Consider the following 12,598-nt stretch of genomic DNA (forward strand, 5'->3'; position numbering starts at 1 on the left):
ACGTGTTCACTATTTATTCAAGCGCGGCCTTGAGCCTGCGAATCCTGAGTGCTCATGCCTGCCATCGACCATCCTCTGATAGACCGGTTTCTCGATGCCTTATGGCTGGAAAAGGGTCTTGCCGAAAATACCCGTGACGCTTATCGCAGTGACCTGGTGCTGTTCAACGGTTGGCTGCAAGAGCAAAACCTGGAACTGATCAATGCCGGTCGCGAGCTGATTCTCGATCACCTGGCCTGGCGTCTGGAGCAGGCCTACAAACCGCGTTCCACTGCACGTTTCCTCTCGGGTGTACGTGGCTTTTATCGTTACTTGCTGCGGGAAAAGCTGATTGCGGTCGACCCGACGTTGCAGATCGATATGCCGCAGCTGGGCAGGCCCTTGCCAAAATCCTTGTCGGAAGCCGATGTCGAAGCTTTGCTGACCGCACCGGACTTGAGTGAGGCCATCGGTCAGCGTGATCGTGCCATGCTCGAAGTGCTGTACGCCTGCGGCTTGCGTGTGACCGAACTGATCAGTCTGACCCTGGAGCAGGTCAATCTGCGTCAGGGCGTGCTGCGGGTGATGGGCAAGGGCAGCAAGGAGCGGCTGGTGCCGATGGGTGAGGAGGCGATCGTCTGGGTCGAGCGCTACATGCGCGATGCTCGCGCCGAGCTGCTGGGCGGGCGCCCCAGCGATGTGCTGTTTCCCAGCCTGCGCGGGGAACAGATGACCCGGCAAACGTTCTGGCACCGGATCAAGCATCAGGCAAAAGTTGCCGGGATCGGCAAATCCTTGTCCCCCCATACCTTGCGCCATGCCTTTGCGACTCATCTGCTCAATCACGGTGCCGATTTACGCGTGGTGCAAATGTTGCTCGGTCACAGCGATTTGTCGACCACACAGATCTACACTCATGTGGCACGAGCGCGGTTACAAGACCTGCACGCCAAACACCATCCCAGAGGATGATTGCCGGCTGCTCCTACAGAGGGCGCGGCGACAGTCGGCCCCGCAAGGCTTATGTGGTAGGCTTTGCCGGTTTACACAGTGGGCGGCTAAAACCCGATGTTTCAGTATCGGCGTTCCATCCGTGCCATTTGTCCGCCTTCAGGAGTTCCCATGCGCGTGACCCAGATTTTCGCCGCCGCAGCCATTGCGTTGGTCAGCACCTTTGCCGTAGCCGATGACGCCGCCGAGCAAGCGATTCGCAAGAGCCTCGAAAACCTGCAACTCGAAGTGCCGGTCGACACCATCACTGCCAGTCCGTTGCCCGGCCTTTATGAAGTGAAGCTCAAAGGCAGCCGGGTGCTGTATGCCAGCGCCGATGGTCAGTTCGTCATGCAGGGCTACCTGTATCAACTCAAGGACGGTAAACCGGTCAACCTGACTGAAAAAACCGAGCGTCTGGGCATTTCCAGGTTGATCAACGGCATCCCGGTCGCGGAAACTGTGGTTTATCCGGCCATCGGGGAAACCAAATCGCACATCACCGTGTTCACCGACACCACATGCCCGTATTGCCACAAGCTGCACGCCGAAGTGCCTGCGCTGAACAAAATGGGCATCGAGGTGCGTTACGTTGCCTTCCCGCGCCAGGGCCTCGGTTCGCCGGGTGACGCGCAACTGCAAGCGGTCTGGTGCTCGAAAGACAAAAAAGCGGCCATGGACAAAATGGTCGACGGCAAGGAAATCAAGGCCGCCAAGTGCGATAACCCGGTTTCCAAACAGTTCGCCATCGGTCAGTCGATCGGTATGAACGGTACACCGGCCATCGTTTTGGCCGACGGCCAAGTGATTCCGGGCTACCAGCCTGCGCCACAAGTCGCCAAACTGGCGCTGGGCGCGAAATAAATTCGCATCGTCATGGTCAGCCTTTGACGATCATGGTCCGGCGGCAACGTTTGCCGGGCCATTAATAGAGAACCGCGAGCATGCGGTTGTTTTCACGGCCGGCCTTGAGTCGGCCGTTTTATGGGGAGTTCACAGTGAAACCGGTCAAAGTAGGCATCTGTGGGTTAGGGACCGTCGGTGGCGGTACCTTCAACGTACTTCAGCGCAACGCCGAGGAAATTGCTCGTCGTGCCGGGCGTGGAATCGAAGTGGCACAAATTGCCATGCGCACGCCAAAGCCTCAGTTCCAGACGACCGGTATTGCGATTACCAACGATGTCTTCGAAGTGGCCACGAACCCTGAGATCGACATCGTCATAGAGCTGATGGGCGGCTACACCGTTGCCCGTGAGCTGGTACTCAAGGCCATCGAGAATGGCAAGCATGTGGTCACCGCGAACAAGGCACTGATCGCCGTTCACGGTAATGAAATTTTCGCCAAGGCCCGCGAGAAGGGCGTGATTGTGGCGTTCGAAGCGGCCGTGGCCGGTGGCATTCCGGTAATCAAGGCGATCCGTGAAGGCCTGTCCGCCAACCGCATCAACTGGGTCGCCGGGATCATCAACGGCACCGGCAACTTCATTCTCACCGAGATGCGTGAAAAAGGCCGGACCTTCGAAGACGTGCTGGCCGAGGCGCAAGCCCTGGGTTACGCCGAAGCCGATCCGACCTTCGACGTTGAAGGCATCGACGCCGCGCACAAGCTGACGATCCTGGCGTCCATTGCCTTCGGCATCCCGCTGCAATTCGACAAGGCCTACACCGAAGGCATCACCAAGCTGACCACTGCTGACGTGAACTACGCCGAAGCCCTGGGCTATCGCATCAAGCACCTGGGTGTAGCCCGCAGTACACCAAGCGGTATCGAGCTGCGCGTACACCCGACGCTGATCCCGGCTGATCGACTGATCGCCAACGTCAATGGCGTGATGAACGCCGTCATGGTCAATGGCGACGCCGCAGGCTCGACGCTGTACTACGGCGCCGGTGCCGGCATGGAACCGACGGCTTCGTCGGTGATCGCCGACCTGGTGGATGTGGTTCGCGCCATGACCTCGGACCCGGAAAACCGCGTACCGCACCTGGCCTTCCAGCCGGACTCGCTGTCGGCGCATCCGATCCTGCCGATCGAGGCCTGCGAAAGTGCCTACTACCTGCGCATCCAGGCCAAAGACCATCCGGGCGTGCTGGCTCAGGTCGCGAGCATCCTGTCGGAGCGTGGTATCAACATCGAATCGATCATGCAGAAAGAAGTCGAAGAACACGACGGTCTGGTGCCAATGATCCTGCTGACCCACCGTGTGCTGGAGCAGCGCATGAATGACGCGATCACCGCTCTGGAAGCGTTGCAGGATGTGGTCGGTCCTGTCGTGCGGATCCGCGTCGAGCACTTGAACTAAGCCGTTATTGTTCCGAGGGCTTTTTTGCCAAGGCCCTCGTTTGAGAACTCTTTTTAGAGGAGCCAGTCATGCGTTATATCAGTACCCGCGGCCAGGCACCGGCCCTGAATTTCGAAGATGTGCTGCTGACCGGTCTGGCCAGCGATGGCGGCCTGTATGTGCCAGAAAACCTGCCACGCTTCACTCAGGAAGAAATCGCTTCCTGGGCCGGCCTGCCGTATCACGAGCTGGCTTTCCGGGTGATGCGCCCGTTTGTTACCGGCAGTATTCCGGATGCCGATTTCAAGAAGATCCTTGAAGAAACCTATTCTTCATCAGATCCGGCTGTGTTCTCCCACGGCGCCGTTGCGCCGCTGCGTCAGCTGAACGGTAACGAATGGGTGCTCGAGCTGTTCCACGGCCCGACCCTGGCGTTCAAGGACTTCGCTCTGCAACTGCTCGGTCGCCTGCTTGATTACGTGCTGGAAAAGCGCGGCGAGCGCGTGGTGATCCTCGGTGCCACCTCCGGTGATACCGGTTCGGCGGCGATCGAAGGCTGCAAGCACTGCGAAAACGTCGACATCTTCATCCTGCATCCGCACAACCGCGTTTCCGAAGTCCAGCGTCGGCAGATGACGACCATCTTCGGCGAGAACATCCACAACATCGCCGTTGAAGGCAACTTCGACGATTGCCAGGAAATGGTCAAGGCCAGCTTCGCCGACCAGAGCTTCCTCAAGGGCACTCGCCTGGTGGCGGTGAACTCGATCAACTGGGCGCGGATCATGGCCCAGATCGTGTACTACTTCCACGCGTCCCTGCAGTTGGGCGGCCCGGCCCGTTCGGTATCGTTCTCGGTGCCAACCGGTAACTTCGGCGATATCTTCGCCGGCTACCTGGCGCGCAACATGGGCCTGCCGATCAATCAACTGATCGTCGCCACCAACCGCAACGACATCCTGCACCGCTTCATGAGCGGCAACCAGTACGTCAAGGAAACCCTGCACGCGACCTTGTCGCCGTCGATGGACATCATGGTCTCGTCGAACTTCGAACGCCTGCTGTTCGATATGCACGGTCGCAATGGCGCAGCACTGGCCGGCTTGATGGACACCTTCAAGCAGGGCGGTGGTTTCAGCGTCGATCAGGAGCGCTGGACCGAAACGCGCAAATTGTTCGACTCGCTGGCGGTCGATGATGCGCAAACCTGCGAAACCATCGCTGAAGTCTTCGCACAATGCGGCGAGTTGCTGGATCCGCATACGGCCATCGGCGTCAAGGCCGCTCGTGAGTGCCGTCGCAGCCTGGATATTCCGATGGTGATTCTGGGAACGGCCCACCCGGTCAAATTCCCGGAAGCTGTGGAAAAAGCCGGCGTAGGAAAAGCGCTTGAACTGCCAGCCCATCTTTCTGATTTGTTTGAGCGAGATGAACGCTGCACCGTCTTGGCAAATGACCTGAAAGCCGTGCAGGCCTTTGTCAGTCAGCATGGTAACCGCGGCAAGCCACTTTGATCGAGTGAATCTGTCGCACATGAAAAAGCCCGTCTCCTGACGGGCTTTTTCATTACTGCCATACCAGGATCACTGGAAGGCTGACGGTTCAACCTGGCTGTTTTCTCTCTGTCATATTTCCCATGCATGCTCCATGTACTCAGCTTGAACATCTGTAGGAGCACGGCTTGCCTGCGATGGTGTCCTTGAGATCGCCATCGCGAGCAAGCTCGCTCCTACAGACACGCCCTTTAGGCACTTTGTTTTCGGACTATTGAGTGGTGATCGAGATGGAAAGTATCAGCCTATTGCTGGGTGAGGCTTTAAGCCCGTATCAGGTCGCTCTGACCCCATCGGGTGCCCATGGCGAATGCCTGGTGAGGTTGAAGAATGAAACCGGGGCCATTGTGGTCGAGCGGGAGTTCAATCAGGCCCAGCTGACCGATAAACGTTTGCTGACCGACGTCGTCGACGGCCTGCACCGGGATTTACTGATTGCTGAAGGCCGTCTCGAACCCTGCGTAATCGCTGCCCTGCGCAACGCCGCGCAAGACAAAGCCTTCGCCAACAGGAATTGATTTCATTTTTTTTGGAACCTTAAGGGCATAGGCCAGTCAGATTTTGTACAGCAGGATCAGGCATTGTGCTCCGGTGCTTGTAGCCTGTTGTACTGGTCTTTGTTGACCACGTTTAACCCCGAGTCGTCTCCCCACTTCTCGGGGTTTCTTTTTGCCTGGCGTTTGTCATTGCGCTTGCGAGCTCGACAAGCGTTTCAGCTCAGATAGCCCCGACTTCACGCAGGCGCGTGATCTGCGCGGCGTCGTAGCCAAGATCGTTCAGTACCTGCACGTTATGTTCACCCAGCGCTGGCCCGACCCATTCGGATGTGCCCGGCGTATCCGAGAGTTTCGGCACGATCCCCGGCATCTTGAAGTTTTTGCCATCGGGCAGCTTGGCCTGCAGAAACATTTCCCGGGCGAGAAACTGCGGGTCGCTGAACATGTCTTCGGCGCTGAAAATCCGGCTGGCCGGTACTTCGGCCAGGTTCAATCGCTCGATCACGGCATCCAGCGGCAGTGAGCTGACCCAGCGATCGATTACGCCATAGAGTTCATCGCGACGGCCGTCGCGACCATCGTTGCTGCTCAAGGCCGGATCGTTAGCCAGATCGTCGCGACCGATCGCCTGCATGAAACGTTTGAAGATCGCATCGCCGTTGGCGCCGATCTGCACGTGTTTGCCGTCGGCGCTGGTATGGATGGAGGAGGGCGTGATGCCAGGCATGATGTTGCCGGTGCGCTCACGGATAAAACCGAAGACGTCGAACTCCGGGACCATGCTTTCCATCATGGCGAAGATCGCTTCATACAGTGCGACGTCCACCACTTGCCCCTGACCGCCATTGACCTCGCGATGACGCAAGGCCATCAAGGCACCGATCACGCCCCAGAGCGCAGCAATCGAATCACCGATGGAAATACCGGTGCGCACCGGTGGCCGGTCCTCGAAGCCGGTGATGTAGCGCAAGCCGCCCATGGACTCGCCGACCGCACCAAAACCCGGTTGATCCTTCATCGGCCCGGTCTGGCCGAAACCGGAAAGACGCACCATCACCAGTTTCGGGTTCAGCGCGTGCAAAACCTCCCAGCCCAGGCCGAGTTTTTCCAGCACGCCCGGGCGGAAGTTTTCGATCAGGATGTCCGCTTCACTGAGCAACTGTTTGAGAATCGCCAGACCGTCCGGGTGTTTCAGGTTCAAGGTCAGGGATTTCTTGTTGCGCGCCTGGACGAACCACCATAGCGATGTCCCTTCATAGAGCTTGCGCCATTTGCGCAGCGGATCTCCGCCATCCGGGGATTCGACCTTGATCACGTCGGCACCGAATTCACCGCAGATGCGCGATGCGAACGGCCCGGCGATCAAAGTGCCGAGTTCGATGACTTTTACCCCGGCAAGCGGTTTGGCGGTGAGCGGCATGGGAAATCCTGTAGGACAAACGGTTGAGTGCAGAGAGCGTTTTAACATAGCCCGCCTATCTCGCTAAAGGATGATGATTCGTTGATTAGCCTGCGCATCGGTTAGACTTGCCGCCTTTCCCCGTATCAAGAAGCCCGTTCATGGCCCAGCCGTCCACGACCTACAAGTTTGAACTGAACCTTACTGACCTCGATCGTGGGGTGTATGAAAGCGTTAAACAGACCATCGCCCGCCATCCTTCGGAAACCGAAGAACGGATGACTGTGCGATTGTTGTCCTACGCCTTTTGGTACAACGAGCAGCTGTCTTTCGGACGTGGTCTGTCAGAAGTAGACGAACCGGCCTTGTGGGAAAAAAGCCTGGATGACCGTGTCCTGCACTGGATCGAAGTCGGCCAGCCGGACGCCGATCGCCTGACCTGGTGCTCGCGTCGCACTGAACGCACCAGTTTGCTGGCTTATGGCAGCCTGCGGGTCTGGGAAAACAAAGTTATCCCCGCCGTGAAAAACCTGAAAAACGTCAACATCGCCGCCGTGCCGCAAGAGATTCTGGAAGTGCTGGCCAAAGACATGCCGCGCGTTATCAAGTGGGACGTGATGATCAGCGAAGGCACGATTTTCGTGACCGACGATCGCGGTCAGCACGAAGTCCAGCTGCAGTGGCTGACAGGCGAGCGCGGCTGATTCTTCGCCGCGGGTCTGCAACACCTGTGTTTCATCCCTTTTTAGAATGGAAGCATCCGCCGCCCCATGCGTATCGAACCCCGCCTGCTGCCCGCTACCCTGCCGTTTCTCGGCGATCTGCCACCGCTGCTGACCCGTCTTTACGCGGCCCGTGGCGTGCAGTCCGAGGCTGAACTGGACAAGAGCCTGGCGCGCTTGATCCCGTATCAGCAGCTCAAGGGCATCGATGCGGCGGTGGATCTGCTGGTAGTGGCACTGGAACAGCGTCAGCGCATTCTCATTGTCGGGGACTTCGATGCGGATGGCGCCACCGCCAGCACCGTAGGCATGCTCGGTTTGCGCCTGCTGGGCGCCGCTCATGTCGACTATCTGGTGCCCAATCGTTTCGAATACGGTTACGGCCTGACTCCGGAAATTGTCGCGGTGGCCTTGCAGCGCGAGCCGCAATTGCTGATCACTGTCGATAACGGCATCTCCAGCGTCGAAGGCGTGGCGGCGGCGAAGGCCGCGGGGCTGACCGTACTGGTCACCGACCACCACTTGCCGGGCCACGAGTTGCCAGCGGCGGACGCCATCGTCAATCCGAATCAACCGGGTTGCGAGTTCCCGAGCAAGGCATTGGCCGGCGTTGGGGTGATCTTCTACGTGTTGATGGCGTTGCGCGCGCGTCTGCGCAGCCTGGGCTGGTATGAGCGCAAACCGCAGCCGAACATTGGTGAGTTGCTGGATCTGGTGGCGCTGGGCAGTGTGGCCGACGTGGTGCCGCTGGATGCCAACAACCGGATTCTGGTTCACCAAGGGCTTGAGCGGATTCGCGCCGGGCGTGCACGGCCGGGCCTTAAAGCGATCCTTGAAGTTGCCAGACGCGATCACTCACGAATCACTTCCACGGACCTGGGTTTTATTATCGGCCCGCGTCTGAACGCGGCGGGGCGACTGGATGACATGAGCCTGGGCATCGAATGCCTGCTCAGCGAAGACATCGCCTCAGCGCGCGAAATGGCGACTCAACTCGATGAACTGAACCAGGATCGCAAATCCATCGAGCAAGGCATGCAGCGCGAAGCCCTGGCCCAGCTCAAGGATTTGCCGCTGGAATCAATGCCGTTTGGGCTGTGCCTGTTCGACGCCGATTGGCACCAAGGTGTCATTGGTATCCTCGCTTCGCGTATGAAAGAGCGCTACCACCGTCCAACCATCGCGTTTGCCGACGCCGGTGAAGGCATGCTCAAAGGCTCGGCGCGTTCGGTGCCGGGGTTTCATATCCGCGATGCACTGGATGCGGTGGCGGCGAAACACCCTGAATTGATCAGCAAGTTTGGCGGCCACGCCATGGCGGCCGGGCTGTCGCTGCCGGAGCAGAATTTCCCGGCGTTTGCCGAAGCGTTCGACGTTGAGGTCCGACGGCAACTGCGCGAGGAAGACCTGACCGGTCGGCTGCTCTCGGACGGCACGCTGGCGGTCGAGGAGTTCCACCTGGAACTGGCCCGCGCCTTGCGTCATGCCGGTCCCTGGGGGCAGCATTTCCCGGAGCCACTGTTCCATGGCGTGTTTCAGTTGGTGGAGCAGCGGATTGTCGGTGAGCGGCACCTGAAAGTGGTGCTCAAAAGTGAATGCGGTTCGCTGAAACTCGACGGCATCGCGTTCGGCATCGACCGCGAGATCTGGCCGAATCCGACTATCCGTTGGGTCGAACTGGCGTACAAACTCGATCTCAACGAGTTCCGCGGCCAGGAAACCGTGCAATTGATGATTGCCCATATCGAACCGAGATAGATCGACGGCTTTGTGGCGAGGGGCTTAGAAGTCGAACACCGACTCTGTGGCGAGGGAGCTTGCTCCCGCTGGGGCGCGTAGCGGCCCTAAAACCAGCAATCGCGGTTTTTTTCAGCTAGAACACCTCAGCCGGTTTTACGGCTGCTGCGCAGCCGAACGGGAGCAAGCTCCCTCGCCACAGGTGTGTGCATCCCTCCAAATTGGGTTCTTTCGTTTTCTGATCCCCCCCTCATCCTTCGTTGTCGACTAGGCTCTAACCACTGCTTGATTGGCCTTGTGACGTCTTGTCCATTTTTTGCCCGCGGGGGCGGGTGCTGCATCCCTTCTTGTCACTCGTCGACTTTTCAAACAGAACCCTGGAGCCTGACCACTGATTGAGAGGTGCCCCATGAGTCTGCTGCTTGAACCCTACACCATTCGTCAATTGACACTGCCCAACCGCATCGCGGTCTCGCCGATGTGCCAATACTCCTGCGTCGATGGGCTGGCCAATGACTGGCATCTTGTTCACCTTGGCTGTCGTGCGGTGGGCGGTGCCGGCCTGGTCTTTACCGAGGCCACGGCGGTGACCGCCGACGGCCGGATCACCGCTCAGGATCTTGGTCTGTGGAATGATGAGCAGATCGAACCCCTGCAACGCATTACCCGCTTCATTACCGCACAAGGCGCTGTCGCCGGTATCCAGTTGGCTCACGCCGGGCGCAAGGCCAGTACTCATCGTCCGTGGCTGGGCAAGCACGGTAGCGTCAAACCGGCCGACGGCGGCTGGATCCCGGTCGGTCCATCGCCGATTGCCTACGACCCCGAACACACCGCACCGACACAACTGGATGAAGGGCAGATCGCCGAAGTCATTCAAGCCTTCGTCGATGCCGCCAAACGCGCCCTGGTCGCCGGTTTCAAAGTAGTCGAGGTGCATGCTGCCCATGGTTACCTGTTGCATCAGTTTCTGTCGCCATTGAGCAACCAGCGCCGCGATCAATACGGTGGCTCTTTCGAGAACCGCATTCGGCTGGTGCTGCAAGTGACCGAAGCGGTGCGCACGGTCTGGCCTGAAGAGCTGCCGCTGTTCGTACGGGTGTCGGCGACCGATTGGGTCGAAGATGGCTGGAACCCGGATGAAACCGTGGAGATGGCGCGGCGCCTGAAAGCCTTGGGTGTAGACCTGATCGATGTGTCCTCGGGCGGTACCGCGGTGAATGCCGAGATTCCCACCGGGCCGGGTTACCAGACACGCTTCGCCGAGCGCGTGCGCAAGGAGTCGGGCATCGCCACCGGCACCGTCGGTTTGATCACCGAACCGGCTCAGGCCGAACACATTCTGCGTACCTGTCAGGCCGACATCATCCTGCTGGCTCGCGAGCTGTTGCGTGATCCGTACTGGCCGCTGCATGCCGATGATGACCTGGGCGGACACAAAGCCATTTGGCCGGCGCAATACCAACGGGCGACTCACCGCGATCAGCCGGTTCATGAGTCGGATTTGCGTGAGTAAACGCACCTGCAAAAAACCAAAGCCCCGGTCGTGAGACTGGGGCTTTTGTGTTTTTGGCAGAGATTTTTGTTGGCTGTGCGGCCGTCATCGCGAGCAAGCTCGCTCCCACACTGGACCGCGTCCAGACACAAATCATGTGTACTACGCAGTTCTAATGTGGGAGCGAGCTTGCTCGCGATGGGGCCAGGTCAGACACCGATTATCTAAAGGTTTAGCCCATCAAGGGTATTTACGCTTATCCGGCGCTGGCGGGAAGTACTGATACAGCCACGTCTCGCTCAACGTCCGGTCATTGGTGCGAATGAACAGCCGCAACTCGACCGGGGCAACGCTGTCATCGGTGGGGTACCAGTCGAAGGTCACGCGATAGCCTTTGATGTCCTCAAGCAGCAGGACGTTGAAGTCTTTCACCTGGCCGTTCGACGCGGTGACGATCGGCTCGATGCCCGTGCCCTCTGGCAGACGGTCCAGGCCGCCGCCGGTAAAGTCCACGGCAAAACGTCGAGCCCAGACTTCTGGATAGTGCTCGCCCGGTGCCCAGCCTTCGATAAACCCCCCCATGCCCGAGCGCGTTGCATTCACCCGTGCCAGCGGCGTGCTGACGGGGGGCAGGGCGCTCCAGTAGAGTTTGTAGCCGTAATTCAGCGAGTCGCCCGCGGCTACCGGTTTCTTGGGTGTCCAGAAGGCCACGATGTTGTCGAGGGTTTCGCCCGTGGTCGGGATTTCCAGCAGATCGATGGAGCCCTCGCCCCAAGCGGTAGTCGGCTCGACCCAAAGGCTCGGACGGCGGCTGTACCAGTCCACGGTGTCCTGGTAGCTGGCGAACTCGTGATCGGTCTGGACCAGGCCGAAACCTTTCGGGTCTTTATCGGCGAAGGCATTGAACTGCAATTTCGCCGGATTGTTCAGCGGTCGACAGATCCACTCGCCGTTGCCGCGCCACATGGCCAGGCGATCCGAGTCATGGATTTGCGGGTGAATGGTGTCGCACATGCGCCGTTCGTGGGTGCCGCAGCTGAACATGCTGGTCATCGGCGCGATACCCAGCTGCTCGATGGCGGTCCGCGCGTTGATATGTGCGTCGATGGCCATGACCACCTGACTGGCCTGGCAGTCGATGTCGAAGCGATAGGCCCCGGTGGCGCTGGGCGAGTCGAGCAGGGCGTACACCACGAAGCGCGTGCTGTCCTTGTCCGGGGTCTCGAACCAGAACCTGGTAAAGTCAGGAAATTCTTCTTTGCGCTTGGCGTAGGTGTCGATCGCCAAGCCGCGTGCAGACAAACCGTACTGGCCGCTGGCATCCACCGCGCGGAAATAGCTGGCGCCAAGGAAGGACAGCACATCGTGCTTGTCCAGTTCCGGGGCCTTGAACAGCTGGAACCCGGCGAAACCCAGGTCACCCTTGAGCTGCGAAGTATCGACCGTGGTTTTCTGGTAGTTGTACAGCGATGGCCGGAAGTGCACTTCCCGTGCCTCGCGGGTCTTGGGATCGACGCTGTACATGCGTACCGGTTGCTTGAAGCCCATGCCGACATGGAAAAAACGCACGTCCAGCTGACCGTTCAGTTCTTTCCACAGCGAATGATTGCCGTCGTACCGGATCGCGTTGAATTGCTGCGGGGACATGTTGGCGAGGGTCGGCGGCAATACCTGTTTGGTATCCAGATAGCGGTTGCCCGCCAGCTGTTTGGCTTGAGCCTTCAAGGCCTCGAAGTCGAACGTCCGGGCCTCGCCATCGGCGGCGCTGGTGCCGGCCCAGGCGTTGGCAGCCAACAGCCCGCTGGCTGATAAGCCGGTATAGGCGGCGATGGCCATGGAGGCTTTCAGGAGATTCCTGCGGTGCATAAATAAAACCTGTCTTGGAAGATCCCGCGCCGTTCCTGGCTGCGTGATGGATCAGAAATTGAGGTTCGGACATGCCTT

The 12,598-nt window shown here is 59.3% G+C and carries 10 protein-coding genes; 8 read left to right on the forward strand and 2 right to left on the reverse strand.

Going from position 1 to position 12,598, the window contains the following annotated elements:
• Window positions 1-54 precede the first annotated feature (54 nt).
• The 5 genes from xerD (at window position 55) to AC3I0A_RS05220 (ending at window position 5,322) form a co-directional block, all read left to right on the forward strand.
• A complete protein-coding gene (xerD, locus tag AC3I0A_RS05200) occupies window positions 55-951 on the forward strand; it encodes a site-specific tyrosine recombinase XerD (protein WP_489376544.1) in 897 nt (298 codons plus the stop codon).
• A 150-nt stretch (window positions 952-1,101) separates the two neighbouring features.
• Window positions 1,102-1,833: a thioredoxin fold domain-containing protein gene (locus AC3I0A_RS05205; protein ID WP_489376545.1), complete on the forward strand. Its 732-nt coding sequence runs from the start codon at window positions 1,102-1,104 to the stop codon at window positions 1,831-1,833.
• Between the two features lie 134 nt (window positions 1,834-1,967).
• Window positions 1,968-3,272, forward strand: coding sequence for a homoserine dehydrogenase (locus tag AC3I0A_RS05210; protein WP_489376546.1), 1,305 nt, complete (start codon window positions 1,968-1,970; stop codon window positions 3,270-3,272).
• 68 nt (window positions 3,273-3,340) lie between these two features.
• On the forward strand, window positions 3,341-4,765 hold the full coding sequence (gene thrC / locus AC3I0A_RS05215) for a threonine synthase (RefSeq protein WP_489376547.1): 1,425 nt from the start codon (window positions 3,341-3,343) through the stop codon (window positions 4,763-4,765).
• A gap of 269 nt (window positions 4,766-5,034) precedes the next feature.
• On the forward strand, window positions 5,035-5,322 hold the full coding sequence (locus AC3I0A_RS05220) for a DUF3509 domain-containing protein (protein ID WP_489376548.1): 288 nt from the start codon (window positions 5,035-5,037) through the stop codon (window positions 5,320-5,322).
• Window positions 5,323-5,521: 199 nt separating this feature from the next.
• Here AC3I0A_RS05220 and AC3I0A_RS05225 read toward each other — a convergent pair whose 3' ends face one another.
• Window positions 5,522-6,721: a CaiB/BaiF CoA transferase family protein gene (locus AC3I0A_RS05225; RefSeq protein WP_489376549.1), complete on the reverse strand. Its 1,200-nt coding sequence runs from the start codon at window positions 6,719-6,721 to the stop codon at window positions 5,522-5,524.
• A gap of 140 nt (window positions 6,722-6,861) precedes the next feature.
• Between AC3I0A_RS05225 and AC3I0A_RS05230 the strand changes: the two genes are divergently transcribed.
• The 3 genes from AC3I0A_RS05230 (at window position 6,862) to AC3I0A_RS05240 (ending at window position 10,675) form a co-directional block, all read left to right on the forward strand.
• A complete protein-coding gene (locus AC3I0A_RS05230; protein WP_489376550.1) occupies window positions 6,862-7,404 on the forward strand; it encodes a YaeQ family protein in 543 nt (180 codons plus the stop codon).
• 66 nt (window positions 7,405-7,470) lie between these two features.
• Window positions 7,471-9,180: a single-stranded-DNA-specific exonuclease RecJ gene (gene recJ / locus AC3I0A_RS05235; protein ID WP_489376551.1), complete on the forward strand. Its 1,710-nt coding sequence runs from the start codon at window positions 7,471-7,473 to the stop codon at window positions 9,178-9,180.
• Between the two features lie 388 nt (window positions 9,181-9,568).
• Entirely contained in the window at window positions 9,569-10,675 is a 1,107-nt protein-coding gene (locus AC3I0A_RS05240; protein ID WP_489376552.1) for an NADH:flavin oxidoreductase/NADH oxidase, read from the forward strand.
• A 219-nt stretch (window positions 10,676-10,894) separates the two neighbouring features.
• On the opposite strand, the gene AC3I0A_RS05245 is transcribed toward AC3I0A_RS05240, so the two are convergent.
• Window positions 10,895-12,520, reverse strand: a complete 1,626-nt coding sequence (locus AC3I0A_RS05245; RefSeq protein WP_489376553.1) for a glucan biosynthesis protein D — start codon at window positions 12,518-12,520, stop codon at window positions 10,895-10,897.
• Between the last annotated feature and the right edge of the window lie 78 nt (window positions 12,521-12,598).

It is taken from the genome of Pseudomonas sp. KH_024_B2 (genome assembly GCF_057839965.1).